Below are 15,606 nucleotides of genomic sequence, written 5' to 3' on the forward strand. Positions count from 1 at the left end.
CGGTCACCGCGAGGGCGGCCCCGCAGCGATGCGCTCGCGCGCAGACGCCTCGACTCGCTCGGCCGGCACCGACCAGTCGGACTCGAGCCACCAGGTCGCGCCCGCGTCGGCCCACGGCTGCACGAGCGCCGCGTCGGCTGAAGCATCCGTGCCGCTCGTCGTGCCCTCTTGGATGACGTCGAACGGCTGGTCGGCGAGGCCCAGGCGGGCGCGCTCTGCGTGGATCCACGCGATCGCCTCGGCCGCGACCTCGGGCGTGTAGAGCGCCTGCTGCTCCTCGGGGCCGGCGGGCGCCTGCCCGGGCGGCGCGTAGTTCGGGATCCAGCCGTCGTAGAGCGCCACGCGGCGCATCGACTTCATGCGCGGCCAGAGCCCGACGACCCACGTGGGAATGCGCGGCTGCTGCACTATCGCGGGCGGCAGCATCGAGTCGGTGCGCTTCGCGTGGAAGTGCCGCCCCTCGTACTCGAACGGCTCGGCGCGCCACAGCTGCTGCATGAGCTCGAGCGACTCGTCGAGCAGCTCGGCCCGGTGCTTTCGGCCGGGGTCGTCTTCGAAGATCCAGAACCGCGGCTCGACTTCGGAGACGCCGAGACCCGCCGAGAGGATGACGCGCCCGCCCGAGAGGCGGTCGACCGTCATGGTCTGCCCGGCCAGCTCCCACGGGCGGCGTCGAGGCACGGGCGTCAGCATCGTGCCGAGGCGGATGCGATCGGTGACCATAGCGGCGGCCGCGAGCGTCGCCCACGGGTCGGTGGCCCAGATGCCCTCCCAGACGAAGAACCCGTGCCAACCGGAGGCCTCGGCGAGCGACGCGAGTTCGACCGCGAGACCCGGATCGGTGCCGGTGAAGATGAACCCGTGCTTCATGCGGCCGACGCTAGCGGCGACCTCCGACAGCGGGCTCGCTCGAGGCGATTCTCGCGGGCGGCCGAGTCGCGCGGATACATCGTGCAGCTCATCGGCGGAGAGCTCTCGCTCGAGGAGTACACGCGATACCTCGCGCAGTTCGGCTGGGTGTACGAGGCGCTCGAAGAGCGCGGCAGCCGTGAGGGCGATCCCGCCGTCTTCGACCCCGAGCTCGCTCGCTCGGCCGCCATCGAGGCCGATCTCGCTGCGCTCGGCGCCGCCGACTGGCGCACCGCGCATCCGCCGCTGCCCGCGACCGCCGAGTACGCCGCGCACCTTCGCACGATCTCGGGCGACGACGTGCGCTACCTCGCCCACCACTACACGCGCTACCGCGGCGACCTCTCGGGCGGCCAGGCCATCGCCCGCCTCGTCGCGAGGCACTACGGCGCCACACCCGAGCAGCTCGGCTTCTACCGCTTCGAGATCGCCGACGACGGAGTCGTCCGCTACAAGCGGGGGTACCGCGAAGCGATGAACGACCTCGCCCTGTCGCCCGAAAGGTCGACGTGCTGATCGCCGAGGTTCGCGAGTCGTTCCGGCTCAACGGCGCCATCTTCGAGGCGCTCGCCGGCTGATCCCGCCGCCTCGCCGCCCATACGACGGTACGGGCGGCGCACTGAGCCGGATCATCCTCCAGTCGGATGGCGCACAGGAGCACCCTCGGTAGACTGCAACGACACCACGCCGCCTGCTGAACGGCAATCGCCGTGCCCGACGACGACAGGAGATCCCCCCAAGTGATCCACACCGCGCTCATCCCCTGGCTCGACCCCGAGACCATCATCGCCGGGGCCGGCCCGTGGGCGCTCGTCGTGGTCTGCGCGATCGTGTTCGCCGAAACCGGCCTCCTCGTCGGCTTCCTCCTACCGGGTGACACCCTGCTCGTGATCTCGGGCCTACTCACCCACACCTCGCTCGTGTTCGGCGTCGACATCTGGTGGGTCTGCCTCGCGATCGGCTTCGCCGCCTTCCTCGGAGGTGAAGTCGGCTATCTCATCGGCCACAAGTTCGGGCCGAGCGTGTTCGAGCGCAAGGAGTCCGGCCTCTTCAGCGTCAAGAACGTCGAACGCACGAACGCGTTCTTCGAGCGCTTCGGCGCGCTCGCGATCATCCTCGCCCGCTTCGTGCCCATCGTGCGAACCTTCGCACCCGTCGCCGCCGGCGTCGGCCACATGAACTACAAGAAGTACTCGCTGTACAACCTCGTCGGCGCGCTCATCTGGGGCGCCGGCCTCACCTACTTCGGCTTCCTCATCGGCTACATCCCGCCGATCGCCGACTTCGTGCAGGAGTACATCGACGTCATCCTCCTCGGCGCCGTCGTGGTCACCCTCATCCCCACGCTCTGGCACTACTTCGCGTCGGCCCGTAAGGCGAAGCGGGCCGCGGCGGCCGGAGCCGACGTGGTGACCGATCACGAAGAGGCCGAAGCACTCGTGCTCGACCCCGAGGTCTTCGAGCGCGGCCCCGAAGACCGGTAGGCGGCACACCGCGGCACACGGCGGCGTGCGCTCGCGTGCGCCGCCGCGGGCCCGGCCCCTGCGGCCTGCGCCCGACGGGGCTACACTCTGCGGAATGAGCTTCCTCTACGAGGAGAAAGCCTCACGCTCCGAGTTCGTCGATGTCGTCTGGCAGACGATCGATGTGAACGACGGTGTCTACCTCGCGGCGGCCGACGCCTGCTGGGACATGATCTTCTCGCGGCTCGCCGACGGACGGCGCACACTCCTGAGCGGCCCCTCGTCTCGCCCGACCTCCGTGCCGTACCACTCCGGCAGTCGCAACGTCGGCGTGCGGTTCGTGCAGGGCAGCTACTTCACCCACGTGCCCGCGTGCGAGATGTGCGATCGCACGATCGCCCTTCCGATGCCCCGACCCACGGCCTTCGAGCTCGCGGGCGCCGAGTGGCCGTTCCCCGACTACGCCGGCATCGACGACCTCGTCGACACCTTCGTCGAGCATGGCCTGCTCGCCCGTGATCGCATCGTCGAGGCGACCCTGCACGGCGCGCGGCCACCGCTCTCGACGCGATCGGTGCAACGCCACTTCACGAAGGCCACCGGTTTCACCCCGCAGCACGTGCGCCGCATCAGCCGGGCTCGCGAGGCGGTTACGCGGCTCCAGTCGGGCGCGGCCATCGCCGAGGTCGCCTACGCGCTCGGCTACGCCGACCAGTCGCATCTCACCCGCGACGTGAAGCGCCTCACGGGCTACACGCCCGCGCAGTCGCAGACTCGAGACGAGCCGGTCTGACCGCCGGTTCGTGTCGCTCCGGTTCAAGACGCGCGCCGCGGCATCCGCTTCACTCGGAGGTCGAGAACCGAGGAACGGAGCCGCCATGGACGTCATGCCGTACACGATCGCGATCCCGGAGGCCGAACTGGCCGAGCTGCGGGATCGGCTCGAACGCACCCGCTGGCCGGCCGAGCTCACCGACGATTGGAGACGCGGCACACCCGTCGCCTACGCACGTCGCTTCGCGCGCCACTGGCGGGAGGACTTCGACTGGCGGGCTGTGGAGTCGCGCCTGAACGAGCTGCCGCAGTTCCGCGTCGAGGTCGACGGGCAACCGATCCACGGGCTGCACGTGCGCTCGGCGCACCCCGAGGCGGTGCCGCTCCTGCTCTGCCACGGGTACCCGACGTCGTTCGCCGAGTTCGCCGGGATCGCGGCCGAACTGGCTGAACCGAGCGGGGCGGATGCCTCGGCCCCCGCCTTCCACGTCGTGGCCCCGTCGATTCCGGGGTTCGGCTTCTCGACCCCGCTCACCGGCCACGGCTGGGACATCGCCCGCACCGCATCGGCCTTCGATCGCATCATGTCGGCGCTCGGCTACGAGCAGTACGGCGTGTTCAGCGAAGACGTGGGCGCCGGGGTCAGCGAGCAGCTCTGCCTCGACGAAGGCGACCGGGTGCTCGGGTCGATCGTGGCGACCGACCCCGGGGCGATCGCGACCCGGTTCACTCCGTCGACCGAGCACCTGACCGACGACGAGCGCGAGCGGCACGAGCAGCTGAAGGCCGCACGCGCAGAGGACTTCGGCTATCTGGCAGTGCAGACGACCCGGCCGCTGAGCATCGCCTACGGGCTCACCGATTCGCCGATGATGCAGGCGACGTGGATCATCGAGAAGTTCGAGGAGTGGACCGATCCGGCACGCACCCTGCCGGAGGATGCCGTCGAGCTCGACGCGCTCCTCACGGTCGTCGCGGTGTCGTGGTTCGGCCGCTCGGGCGACGGCGCGGCCAACATGCTGTACGAAGCAGCGCACGCCCAGGTCGCCTGGGGGCGCAGCCACGACCGGCCCGTCGGCATGGCGGCCTTCGGCGAGGAGCCGCTCATGCGCCGGATCCTCGACCCCGACGGGCGCCTGCGCTACTGGAACGAGCACCCGAACGGCGGGCACTTCCCGGCGATGGAGGCGCCGGCCGAGCTGATCGGCGACATCCGCGCCTTCTTCACGCGCCTGCTCACCGTCTGACGAGCAGCGCCAGCTCGACCGACGGGGCGCGGTACGCCGGTCACGGATGCTGCGGCTGCTCCCGTTCGGCGCGGCCGGCCGGCTCGAGCTGGAACGTCGAGTGCGCGACGTCGAAGTGGTCGCTGAGGCATCCGCCGAGCTCGTCGAGCAGTTCGCCCGCCACGTCCGACGCGAACACCTCGGGCTCGACCTCGACATGCGCACTGAAGACGTGGGAACCGGAGGTGATCGCCCACACGTGCACGTCGTGAACGGCGACGACGCCGTTCGTGCCCAGGATGTGCGCGCGGATCTCGGCGACATCGGTGTCTGCGGGCGCCGACTCGAACAGCACCCGCGCCACATCGCGCAGCAGTGAGATCGCTCGCGGCACGATGAGTGCGGCGATCGCGAGCGACGCGATGGGGTCGGCCGCGTCGAACCCGGTGAAGACGATCACGAGTGCGGCGGCGATGACCAGCACGGATCCGATGAGGTCGCCGAGCACCTCGAGGTAGGCGCCGCGCAGGTTGATCGAGTCCTTCGCTCCCCCGCGCAGCACGAGCATCGCCGCGACGTTCGCGGCGAGGCCGATGACGGCGACGACGAGCATCGGCACGCCCTGCACCTCGTGCGCCTCCCCCTCGGCGCCGCTCATGAGTCGCCCGACGGCGCCGACCGCGACAGAGACTGCGACGACGACGAGGATGACGCCGTTCACGAGGGCCCCGAACACCTCGGCCCGCCGGTAGCCGTAGGTCTGTCGATCGGTCGCCGGGCGCGCGGCGACGACGGCGGCCACCAGGGCGACGACGAGCCCGATGAGGTCGCTCGTCATGTGGCCGGCGTCGGCCAGCAGGGCGAGCGAGCCGCTGATGAACGCACCGACGAGCTGCACCACGAGGAACGCGCCGATGATCGCGATCGCAACCCAGAGCCGGGCGCGATTCGCGGTCGCCGCGTGGTCGTGATCGTGTGCCATGTCACGTCCAGCGTAGGCCGGGAATCCGTGATCGGGCGCTGATGGGAATGAGTCGCGTTCTCACGCGGAGCCGGCCCGTCGAGCGCTCAGCCGAGCCCGGTGCGGAACCCTTCCCGCCAGCTCGGCCAGGCGGGCGACCAGCCGAGCTCGCGCCTGGCCTTCGCGTTCGACGAGCCGCGCACCTTCGTCATCAACGACACCCCGTGCTGGCCGATCAACGGTCTCGCGACCCAGGCCGGCACGCGCATCGGCGCCTTCGCGCCGACCGCCGCGGCGAGCGCGGGCAACCATTCCGACACCGGCGCCGGATCGTCGTCGACGATGTTGTAGACACCGGCGGCGCCGCGGGTCACGGCCGCAGCGGTGGCGGATGCCGCGTCGTCGATGTGGCAGAACGAGGTGACGCCCGTGCCGCCGCCGACGAGCGGGAGCCTTCCCGCTTCGACCATCTCGACCATCTCGCCGCCGCGCCCGATGGCTTGGCCGGGACCGTACAGCTGACCGTAGCGAAGCACCAGTCCGCCAGCTGCGGTGGTCGCTTCCTCGACGCACCGGATCGCGGCGATCGTCTCCCTCGAGGCATCCGTCGGGTGCCGGTCGATCCCGTCCGCCTCGCTCTTGACCGCGCTGCCGCTGCGTTCGTTCGGCCACCCGGTGTAGCTCTGCGCGATGAACCGGCCGGCACCTGCCTCGGCGGCCGCCGCGAGGAGGTGGTCGGTACCGCGGGTCCGCAACTCGTTCGTCGCGGCGAACGCCGTGTCGAAGTGCTTGAGGTCGGGGGTCAGGCCCGCGAGCGCGGTGAGCTCGTGCACGATCACGTCGGGCCGGGCCTCGACCACGGCGGTGCGCACCGATGCCGCGTCGAGGCCGTCCATCACGACGCCGCGTGCGCCCGCCGCGTCGATCGCGGACAGCCGGTCTGCGCTCCTCGATGTGCCGACCACGTCGTGGCCGTCGGCCACGAGGAGCGGCACCAGTCTCGATCCGATGGCGCCCGTGGCGCCGGCGATGAACACTCGCATCTCGGTCTCCTTCTCTCTCATCCCCTCCGACGATCGAACGATCACCGATGTGACGGCATCCGTGACATCCTCGAACCATGGCCATCGCGGGCGAGGCGCAAGACGCACTGCGTCCGCTCATGTTCTCGATCGCGTACCGCATGCTCGGCAGCGTGGTCGAGGCCGAAGACGTCGTGCAAGACGCCTACGTGCGGTTGCAGGAACGTCACGCCGCAGGCGAGACGATCGACAATCCCGACGCCTTCGCCGTCACGATCACGACCCGGCTCGCGATCGACGTGCTGCGTTCGGCCCGACGCAATCGCGAGGTCTACATCGGCCCGTGGATGCCCGAACCCCTGCCCGACGACGACGAGGATCCGGCGCACCGCATCGAACGCGACGAAACCCTCTCCTTCGCCTTCCTCGCGGTGCTCGAACGGCTCGGACCCGTCGAACGGGCCGTGTTCCTCCTCCGGGAGGTGTTCGCCTACGACTACGCCACGATCGCCGACATCGTCGGCCGCGACGAGGCCGCATGCCGGCAGATCCAGCACCGCGCGAAGCAGCGCATCGCGGAAGGCCGGGTTCGGTTCGACGGGTCGGCCGACCGCGACACGGCGCTCACCGACGCGTTCTTCGCCGCCCTCGAGGCGGGCGATGTCGACCGGCTCGTCGTGGCCCTCGCCGACGACGTCGTGTTCTACGGCGACGGCGGCGGCAGGGCACCGGCGATCCGCCGGCCGATGCACGGAGCGGTCGCGGTCGCCCGGTTCCTCGGCGGGCTCGTGCGGCGCGGAACGCGGGCCGGCGTGCGGTTCGAACGGCGCTCGGTGAACGGTGCGCCCGCGTTGTGGGTGCGCGGCGCCGACGGCGCGCTGCTCAGCATCGTGATGGTCGAGTTCGACTCGGGCTCGGCGCAGGTGATCGCGAACCAGCTGAACCCCGACAAGCTCGGTCATCTCGGCGAGGTCGGCGACCTGTTCGCACTCATGGGCGGCGACCCCGCGGCGTGACCGGAGCGCTGGTTCGCCGCCGCTCGGAGCGCCGACTCGGATGCCGAGGATCGCAGATCCGCGGCATCCGCTCGGCTACACCGCCGCGATCCAGCGCAACGGCACCTCGATCGTCACCTCGGTGCCGCGACCGACGACCGTGTGCCAGTCGATCGTGCCGCCGAGCTCGCCCTGGATCAGGGTGCGCACGATCTGCGTGCCGAGCCCTTCGCCGACCTTGCCCTCGGGCAGGCCGGAGCCCGTGTCGCGCACCTGCACGGTGAGCATCGTCGACGAGCGGTCGGCGGTGATCTCGACGTCGCCCTCTTGACCCGCGAGGCCGTGCTCGACGGCGTTCGTCACGAGCTCGGTGAGCGCGAGGGCGAGCGGCGTCGCATACTCGCTCGGCAGCACGCCGAACGAGCCCGAACGCTTGGGGTGCGCCGTCGTGTTGTGCGCCGAGGCGACCTCGGCGACGAGCAGCAGCGCCCGATCGAAGACGGCGTCGAAGTCGACGTTCTGCGTGAGCCCCTCGGAGAGCGTGTCGTGCACGACGGCGATCGCACCGACCCGGCGCATCGCCTGCGTGAGCGCATCGCGCGCCTCGTCGGAGTGCGTGCGCCGGGCCTGGATGCGCAGCAGCGAGGCGACCGTCTGCAGGTTGTTCTTCACCCGGTGGTGGATCTCGCGGATCGTCGCATCCTTGGTGATGAGCTCCTGCTCCTGGTGACGGAGCTCGGTGACATCGCGGCTCAGCACGATCGCACCGATGCGTTCGCCGTGGTGGCGAATGGGGATCGCCCGCAGCGACACGGTGACACCGCGCGACTCGACGTCGGTGCGCCACGGTGCACGCCCGGTGACGACCAGCGGCAGGGACTCGTCGACCACGAGCTTGCCGCTCAGCAACCGCGTCGTCACCTCGGCCAGCGACTCGCCCTCGAGCTCGTCGTCGAAGCCCATGCGGTTGAAGGCGGAGAGGGCGTTGGGGCTCGCGAACGTGGTGATGCCGTCGACGTCGAGGCGGATGAGGCCGTCGGAGGCGCGCGGGGCGCCTCGCCGCGGCCCGGTCGGCGCGCCCAGGTCGGGGAAGTCCCCGGACGCGATCATCTGGAAGAGCTCTTCGGCGCACTCGTTGAACGTGAGCTCCTGGCGGCTGGCCGTGCGGGTCGCACCGAGGTTCGTGTGCCGGGTGATCACGGCGACCGGGTCGGGAGCGACGGCGGTGCCGGTCGTCGTGAGCCGGCGCATCACCGGCACGGCACGCACCCGCGTGGGCATCTCCTCGTACCAGTCGGGAGCGGATGAATCGACGATCCGAGCACTCGAATATGCCTGGCCGACGAGCTCGCGCCACTGCGGCTTGATCTCCTGGCCGACGAAGTCGCGGTAGAAGAGCGTCGCCGCGCTCGAGGGCCGCGCGTGAGCGACCGCGACGAACGCGTCGTCACCTGACGGCACCCACAGCACGATATCGGCGAAGGCGAGATCCGCGAGGAGTTGCAGATCGCCCACGAGCATGTGCAGCCAGTCGACATCGGCCTGACTGCTGCGGCCCTGGGCGAGGACGAGATCACTGAGGGTCGACACAGAACCAGCGTAACGCCCGCGATGAGGCTCAGCCCGCCGCAGCCCGCCGCAGCGTCGGAAACGCGAACGCTCGACGGCGCGTCGCCTGCGGCACGGGGAGCAGCGCCTCGAGCGCGTAGTCGCGGATCGCGGCGCGCAACGGCGAACGCGGCGCCGCGTCGCGCAGGGTGCGTGCCGTGAGGATGGCGGCGTCTGCCGCCTTGGCGTCGTGGGGCAGCAGCGTGGCGTCTGAGAGCCCGCCGAAGCGGCGCAGCGTCTGCCTGACCTGGGCGTGGGCGTCGATGCCGAGCGCGCTCGCGCGCACCCGGTTGACGACGACATCGACCCGCTCGGGGTCGACGAGTTCGATGAGTTCGCCGTGCCCGCGAAGCAGGCGCGACAGGCCGACCGGATCGGCCAGGCCGACGGCGACCACCCGGTCGGCGGCCGCGAGTGCGGCGAAGGTCGCGGCGTTGCGCCGCGGTGCGAACTGGTCGCTCGTCAGCTCTTCGTCGTGCTCGAGGCTGAATCCGGTGTCGATGACGACGTACTCGGCCCATGCGCGCATCGCACCGATCGCCGCGGTCACCCGCTCGCGCGAGAGCTCGGGCCAGCGACTCGGCCCGACGAGGCCCGTGAAGACGTTGAACGCCGCACGCGGCACCGAGTAGCGCTGGGCGATGCGTTCCAGCTCGGCGCGGTCGAGGGCGTCGGCACCGGCCAGGCGGCAGGCGGATGCGAAGCCGGGGGCTTCGTCGAGCAGCCCGAGCACCGGGGCGATGGCGCCGCCGTAGGGGTCGGCGTCGACGAGTGCGACGGTGTGACCGGTCGCCGCGATCTCCGCGGCGAGGTTCACGGCGAGGGTGCTGCGGCCGGGCGCGCCGCCTGGGCCCCACACCGCGATCACGGATGCCGCCCGGTCGCTGCGCGACCACGCGTCGCCGAGGCGCGACGGCACGGGCACTCCGCCGCTCACGAGCGGTTCGATCTCACTCCACGGCGCTGCAGCGTCGACGACCTCGTGCAGACCCAGTTGCGCACTGTGCGCACGCTCGGCGTCACTGGCGGCGAGCGCGATGAGACGGATGCCCCGTTCGTCGCACGCCGCGAGCAGTTCGGCGCTCAGCGTGCCGCGACCCGCGCCGACGAGGGCGACCTCTGGCCCGAGCGTGTCGAGACTGTCGAGGAGGTCTCGCCAGCCCACCAGCCGCGCGACGATCGTGTGACCGTGCTCGACGATGTCGGCGAGGATGCGATCCTCGGTCGAACCGTCGAGCGCGAGGGCGAGTCGTGCCACGTCACTCCCCTGTCGATCGGGCCGGCACGAGGTCGATCGCATCACCGGCGGCGAGCGCCTCGAGCATGGCCGCCACCTTCTCGCGCGGGATCAGCAGTTCGACGGAGATGCCGCCGGTCGAGACCATGCCCTCGCTCTCGATGACGCCGGCGATCTCGGCACCCGAAACGAGCACGACCGGTGGTTCGAAACCGCCGCGCTCCACCTGTTGCGCGGTCCAGACGTCGACGCGCGCCCCGGCCGCGATGCCGGCTGGCAGTGCACCGCGGCTCGGCACGACGACGGTGGCCAGGCCGGTGCGATCGGCGTCGTCGACCGCGGACTCGGGCAACAGCTCCCCCGCCTTCACCGTGCGGCCGACGACGAGCCCATCGGCCGGGATGTCGCCGGCGGCGAGGTACCGTGCCCCACTCGCGCCGAGCCGCACGGACTCCGTGGCAAGGTCATCGGGGTGGATGCGTGTGCCGGGAGTGAGGGTGTCGCGGGCCACGTACACCTCGACGCCGTCGTCGAGGCCGGAGACGAGGCTCCACACGCCGAAGGTCGAACCGGCGATCAGCACGACCCCGATGACGAGACGCGGGTCGAGTCGGAGTGCTCCGCGTTCACCGCTCTGCTGGCGACGTGCCATCGTGTGCGTTCCCTTCGGCCGGGCGCCGTGTCGCGCCGGCGTCTATCGTCACCCGAACCCGGGAGCGCGGCCGGAAGTTATCCACAATCACCCCGCCCGAGCCGCAACCGGTCGATAATCAAGACATGACCTCACCAGGTTCGGGCGACGAGATCGGCCGGTTCCTCACGCTCGCAGATGCGGCCGAGATCCTCGCCGTCGATGTGGCGACCGTCGACGAGCTGATCCGGTCGGGCGAGTTGCCTGCGATCCGCGTGGGCTCTGCGGGGCCGTGGCGCATCGAGCGCGTGCAACTCGAGGTGTGGATCGAGTTGCAGTACGAGGAGACCCGCAAGCAATCGGCCTGGAATCAGGGCGAATACGCGAACATCGTCGAGCTCTCGGGCGCCAGAAGCGGTCGACTTCGCTCGATCGACTGACGCTGCGCAGCGTCGTCAGCGGAAGTCGATGACGAGCACGCGCGAAAGCGGCACGACACGGTAGCCGTGCAGTGAGCTCTCGCGCCGTGGTGCGCCGGCCTCGTGCACGGCGAGGTCGATGTGGTCGCGGGCGACCCGATCGATCGTGCCGTGCGTCTCGCCGTCGAGCGTGCTCAGCCGCACGGGAGTCCGGCGCCGGCACAGGTCTCGCAGCACGAATGGCAAGCCGATGCGTTCGGCGATCCGAGCGGATGCCTCGGGCACCGGTTCGAGGCTCGGCGCGAGCTGTGCACGGGTGGGCAGGATCGCGGCGATCGCGGCGATGGGCACCACGCACTGGGTGACGGCCTGCCCCGATCCGTCGGAGGGCGCGCCCGACGCCCCGCTGACCCAGTCGCGCCCGAAGACCTGCGGTCGCAGAGCGAGAGTTCGGCCGCCGTGCAGCTCGATGCGGATGAACCCGCCGGCGTCATCCTCCTCGGATCTGGCGATGGCCGCGAGTCGATCGCGGAGCGTCAGCCGGCCGAGCCGCAGCCGCTCCTCCTCGATCGCGAGCGCGCGTTCCTCGTCGCGCTGATCCTGGTCGATCTGCGACTCGAGGTCGTCGAACAACAGGTCCCAGCGCATGCAGCGACGCTACATCGCCGAGGACCTGATCCGTAACGTTATCCACAGGTGACGAAAGCTCTTGACACTGTTTCGAAGCCTCATTTACGGTTCACTCAGGGATCATCCGATGTCCCCCAGACGGGGGTGATTCCATCGCCCACCGAGAGGTTGCGGCGAGCCCCTCCTCTCCCCTGGAGCACAGATGACCGCACGCGACGCGATCGCCACCCGACCCAGCGTGATCCGAGGATCCGCTGCGCGCTTCCTCGACGATGACGACGAGTACTTCGGCCGCCAGCCCGCCCGGCGAACCGAACTGCCCGATCCCGAGCCGCTGCTGCGAAACCTGACCCACTGCGTCATCGAGGCGCTGAGCGGTGCGCGCGACCTCGAGCAGCTCGCGAGGTGGGTCAACGACGACGTCTACCGCAATCTCTCGAAACGGGTCGTGCTCGCGGCTCGCGCGCGCCGGGTCAAAGGCCAGTCGCCGCAGCGCCCGGCGTTCTCGATCGGCCGCGTGCATCTGTGCGAACCCGCCGACGGTGTCATCGAGGCCGTCGTCATGGTGCACCAGCGGGCGAGGTCCCGAGCCGTCGCGATCCGCATCGAGGGGTTCGACCAGCGCTGGCGAGCCAGCGCCATCAGCGTGCTCTGAACCTCGGCGCCGGGTGAGCCCATTGCGTGTCCTGAACCGACGCGCGCTGACCCCACGGCATGTGGCGACGCATCCGATGGGCTGAACCGAGCGAGCTTCTCCGGACAGACGCAAGACCCCGGCCGGTGCTGCGCACACGGCCGGGGTCTCGTCGTTCGTTGGTTCAGCGGCCCTTGCGGTCCTGCGCCCGGCGCTCGGCACGGTTCTGCGGTGCGACCTCGCCGCCGGTGCGCTGCCCGAAGGCTCCGCGCGTCTCCTCGGCAGCGGGCGCCTGGCTCTCGGCGACGGCACGGCGCGCGCGCTGCGTCGCCGCCTGCTGCACCTGTCCGCGCTGGTTGCGCACCTCGACGCCACCGGCGTCGCTCGGTGCCGAGTAGCTGAGCTTCTCGTCAGCCGCGCCCTGCCGGCCGAGCCCCTTGGCCTCGATCCGTGCTCCGGCGACCCCGGCCTGCGGCGCCACCTCGACCTCGAGGTTGAAGAGGAATCCGACGGTCTCCTCGCGGATCGCCCCCATCATCTGCTGGAACATCGCGTACCCCTCGCGCTGGTACTCGACCAGCGGGTCGCGCTGCGCCATCGCACGAAGGCCGATGCCGTCTTTCAGGTAGTCCATCTCGTAGAGGTGGTCGCGCCAGCGACGGTCGATGACCGAGAGCACGACCCGTCGCTCGAGTTCGCGCATGGCGGGCGATCCGAGCTGCTCCTCGCGGCGGGCGTAGGCGACCTTCGCATCGGAGAGGATCTCGCGGCGGATGAAGTCGCGGTTGACGCGGCCCTTCTCGCCGGCCTCGGCGACGACCTCGTCGATCGTGATGCCGATCGGGTAGAGCGTCTTGAGCTCGGTCCACAGCGCGTCGAAGTCCCACTCCTCGGGGTTGCCCTCGGCGGTGTGGGAGTCGAGCACCTCGTCGATCACGTCTTCGAGGAACTTCTGCGTGCGCTCGTGCAGGTCGTCGCCCTCGAGGATGTGGCGACGGTCGCTGTAGATGGCCTCGCGCTGACGGTTCAGCACGTCGTCGTACTTCAGCACGTTCTTGCGGATCTCGGCGTTGCGCGCCTCGACCTGCGACTGCGCGGAGCGGATGGCCCGTGAGACCACCTTCGACTCGATGGCCACATCGTCGGGCACGCCGCGAGACATGAGGCTCTCGGCGGCGCCGGCGTTGAAGAGTCGCATGAGGTCGTCGGTGAGCGAGAGGTAGAAGCGGCTCTCGCCCGGGTCTCCCTGGCGCCCGGAGCGGCCTCGCAGCTGGTTGTCGATGCGGCGCGACTCGTGGCGCTCGGTGCCGAGCACGTAGAGGCCGCCCGCGGCGAGCACCTTCTCGGCCTCGATCGCGACCTCGTCCTTGACCTTGTCGAAGACCTCGTCCCACGCGGCTTCGTACTCCTCGGGAGTGTCGACCGGGCTGAGACCGCGCTCGTGCATGAGCTGCACGGCGATGAACTCGGCGTTGCCGCCGAGCATGACGTCGGTGCCGCGACCGGCCATGTTGGTGGCGACGGTGACGGCGCCGTGGCGGCCGGCCTGTGCGACGATCGCGGCCTCTCGCGCGTGGTTCTTCGCGTTCAGCACCTCGTGCCGCACGCCCTTCTTCGCGAGCAGGCGCGAGAGGTACTCGCTCTTCTCCACGCTCGTGGTGCCGACGAGCACCGGCTGGCCCTGCTTGTGGCGCTCCACGATGTCTTCGACGACCTGGGCGAACTTCACTTCCTCGTTCTTGTACACGAGGTCGGGCTGGTCGATACGAACCATCGGCTTGTTCGTGGGGATCGGCACCACGCCGAGCTTGTAGGTCGACATGAACTCGGATGCCTCGGTCTCGGCCGTGCCGGTCATGCCCGAGAGCTTGCCGTAGAGACGGAAGTAGTTCTGCAGGGTGACGGTGGCGAGCGTCTGGTTCTCGGCCTTGACCTGCACACCCTCTTTCGCCTCGATCGCCTGGTGGATGCCCTCGTTGTAGCGGCGACCGACGAGGATGCGGCCGGTGTGCTCGTCGACGATCAGCACCTCGCCGTTCATCACGACGTAGTCTTTATCGCGCTTGAACAGGGCGTTGGCCTTGATCGAGTTGTTGAGGAAGGAGATGAGGGGGGTGTTCGCCGACTCGTAGAGGTTGTCGATGCCCAGGTAGTCTTCGACCTTCTCGATGCCGGGCTCGAGCACGCCGACGGTGCGCTTCTTCTCGTCGACCTCGTAGTCCTCGCCGGGAACGAGCCGCTTGGCGAGGTTCGCGAACTCCGTGAACCAGCGGTTCGCCTCGCCCGACGCCGGCCCCGAGATGATGAGCGGGGTGCGAGCCTCGTCGATGAGGATCGAGTCGACCTCGTCGACGATCGCGAAGTGGTGACCGCGCTGCACCATGTCGCTCGCCTGCCAGGCCATGTTGTCGCGCAGGTAGTCGAAGCCGAACTCGTTGTTGGTGCCGTAGGTGATGTCGGCGGCGTACTGCTCGCGGCGCACCTGCGGGGTCTGGCCTGCGACGATGCATCCGGTCGTCATGCCGAGGGCGCGGAAGACGCGGCCCATGAGCTCGGACTGGTAGCTCGCGAGGAAGTCGTTGACCGTGATGACGTGAACGCCCCGGCTCGTGAGCGCGTTGAGGTACGCGGCCGTCGTCGCGACGAGGGTCTTGCCCTCACCCGTCTTCATCTCGGCGATGTTGCCGAGGTGGAGTGCGGCGCCGCCCATGAGCTGCACGTCGAAGTGCCGGAGACCGAGGGTGCGACGGCTGGCCTCGCGCACCGCCGCGAACGCCTCGGGCAGCAGGTCGTCGAGCGATTCGCCGTTCGAATAGCGCTCGCGAAGTTCGACCGTCTCGCCCCGCAGTTCGTCGTCGCTGAGCGACTGGAATCCGTCTTCGAGGGCGTTGATCGCCGCTGCGTAGTTCTCCAGCCGCTTGAGGGTGCGGCCCTCACCGACACGGAGGACCCTTTCCAGAATCGAAGCCACGAATGTTCTCCTGTAGTCGTTGGGCGCAGGGCCGCGGATCGAACCCGGGCACGCCCGTCGCCGCCTTGCAGACGGCCATCATAGCCATGCTAGCGGTGAACGAGCCGCGCCTTCCTGACCCTGCCG

The 15,606-nt window shown here is 70.0% G+C and carries 15 protein-coding genes; 7 read left to right on the forward strand and 8 right to left on the reverse strand.

Annotated features, from left to right (window positions below):
* Positions 1–3 precede the first annotated feature (3 nt).
* The gene (locus DCE93_RS09465; protein WP_108596689.1) at positions 4–870 is read right to left on the reverse strand and encodes an LLM class flavin-dependent oxidoreductase; all 867 of its coding nucleotides are present in this window, start codon (positions 868–870) and stop codon (positions 4–6) included.
* Here DCE93_RS09465 and DCE93_RS09470 point away from each other — a divergent pair.
* The 4 genes from DCE93_RS09470 to DCE93_RS09485 all read left to right on the forward strand — a co-directional run bounded on the left by DCE93_RS09470 (position 862) and on the right by DCE93_RS09485 (position 4,393).
* Entirely contained in the window at positions 862–1,425 is a 564-nt protein-coding gene (locus DCE93_RS09470) for a biliverdin-producing heme oxygenase (protein ID WP_276329499.1), read from the forward strand. The genes DCE93_RS09465 and DCE93_RS09470 overlap by 9 nt on opposite strands.
* A 227-nt stretch (positions 1,426–1,652) precedes the next feature.
* Complete coding sequence (locus tag DCE93_RS09475; protein WP_205647527.1) at positions 1,653–2,393, forward strand: DedA family protein; 741 nt, start codon at positions 1,653–1,655, stop codon at positions 2,391–2,393.
* A 94-nt stretch (positions 2,394–2,487) separates the two neighbouring features.
* Entirely contained in the window at positions 2,488–3,165 is a 678-nt protein-coding gene (locus DCE93_RS09480) for a helix-turn-helix domain-containing protein (RefSeq protein ID WP_108595667.1), read from the forward strand.
* 85 nt (positions 3,166–3,250) lie between these two features.
* Positions 3,251–4,393: an epoxide hydrolase family protein gene (locus DCE93_RS09485; protein WP_108595668.1), complete on the forward strand. Its 1,143-nt coding sequence runs from the start codon at positions 3,251–3,253 to the stop codon at positions 4,391–4,393.
* A 40-nt stretch (positions 4,394–4,433) separates the two neighbouring features.
* Here the strand turns inward: DCE93_RS09485 and DCE93_RS09490 are convergent, their stop codons facing one another.
* Positions 4,434–5,354: a cation diffusion facilitator family transporter gene (locus DCE93_RS09490; RefSeq protein ID WP_108595669.1), complete on the reverse strand. Its 921-nt coding sequence runs from the start codon at positions 5,352–5,354 to the stop codon at positions 4,434–4,436.
* A gap of 86 nt (positions 5,355–5,440) precedes the next feature.
* On the reverse strand, positions 5,441–6,376 hold the full coding sequence (locus DCE93_RS09495; RefSeq protein ID WP_108596691.1) for an NAD-dependent epimerase/dehydratase family protein: 936 nt from the start codon (positions 6,374–6,376) through the stop codon (positions 5,441–5,443).
* A 77-nt stretch (positions 6,377–6,453) separates the two neighbouring features.
* Between DCE93_RS09495 and DCE93_RS09500 the strand changes: the two genes are divergently transcribed.
* Positions 6,454–7,371 (forward strand): RNA polymerase sigma-70 factor, encoded by a 918-nt coding sequence (locus tag DCE93_RS09500; RefSeq protein ID WP_108595670.1) that lies wholly within the window; start codon positions 6,454–6,456, stop codon positions 7,369–7,371.
* 75 nt (positions 7,372–7,446) lie between these two features.
* Here DCE93_RS09500 and DCE93_RS09505 read toward each other — a convergent pair whose 3' ends face one another.
* Genes DCE93_RS09505 through DCE93_RS09515 form a run of 3 tightly spaced genes read right to left on the reverse strand, consistent with a single transcriptional unit; the run spans position 7,447 to position 10,847 of the window.
* Entirely contained in the window at positions 7,447–8,940 is a 1,494-nt protein-coding gene (locus tag DCE93_RS09505; RefSeq protein ID WP_108595671.1) for a sensor histidine kinase, read from the reverse strand.
* 28 nt (positions 8,941–8,968) lie between these two features.
* Positions 8,969–10,216 (reverse strand): CpaE/TadZ family protein, encoded by a 1,248-nt coding sequence (locus tag DCE93_RS09510; RefSeq protein WP_108595672.1) that lies wholly within the window; start codon positions 10,214–10,216, stop codon positions 8,969–8,971.
* Between the two features lies 1 nt (position 10,217).
* The gene (locus tag DCE93_RS09515; RefSeq protein ID WP_108595673.1) at positions 10,218–10,847 is read right to left on the reverse strand and encodes an SAF domain-containing protein; all 630 of its coding nucleotides are present in this window, start codon (positions 10,845–10,847) and stop codon (positions 10,218–10,220) included.
* A gap of 125 nt (positions 10,848–10,972) precedes the next feature.
* Between DCE93_RS09515 and DCE93_RS09520 the strand changes: the two genes are divergently transcribed.
* Positions 10,973–11,266, forward strand: a complete 294-nt coding sequence (locus tag DCE93_RS09520) for a helix-turn-helix domain-containing protein (protein ID WP_108595674.1) — start codon at positions 10,973–10,975, stop codon at positions 11,264–11,266.
* Positions 11,267–11,281: 15 nt separating this feature from the next.
* On the opposite strand, the gene DCE93_RS09525 is transcribed toward DCE93_RS09520, so the two are convergent.
* A complete protein-coding gene (locus tag DCE93_RS09525) occupies positions 11,282–11,893 on the reverse strand; it encodes a hypothetical protein (RefSeq protein ID WP_108595675.1) in 612 nt (203 codons plus the stop codon).
* A 184-nt stretch (positions 11,894–12,077) separates the two neighbouring features.
* Between DCE93_RS09525 and DCE93_RS09530 the strand changes: the two genes are divergently transcribed.
* Positions 12,078–12,530, forward strand: coding sequence for an Rv3235 family protein (locus tag DCE93_RS09530; protein WP_235825226.1), 453 nt, complete (start codon positions 12,078–12,080; stop codon positions 12,528–12,530).
* A gap of 163 nt (positions 12,531–12,693) precedes the next feature.
* Here DCE93_RS09530 and secA read toward each other — a convergent pair whose 3' ends face one another.
* Positions 12,694–15,480 (reverse strand): preprotein translocase subunit SecA, encoded by a 2,787-nt coding sequence (secA, locus tag DCE93_RS09535; protein ID WP_108595676.1) that lies wholly within the window; start codon positions 15,478–15,480, stop codon positions 12,694–12,696.
* Between the last annotated feature and the right edge of the window lie 126 nt (positions 15,481–15,606).

It is taken from the genome of Agromyces badenianii, assembly GCF_003070885.1.
Taxonomy (GTDB): domain Bacteria; phylum Actinomycetota; class Actinomycetes; order Actinomycetales; family Microbacteriaceae; genus Agromyces; species Agromyces badenianii.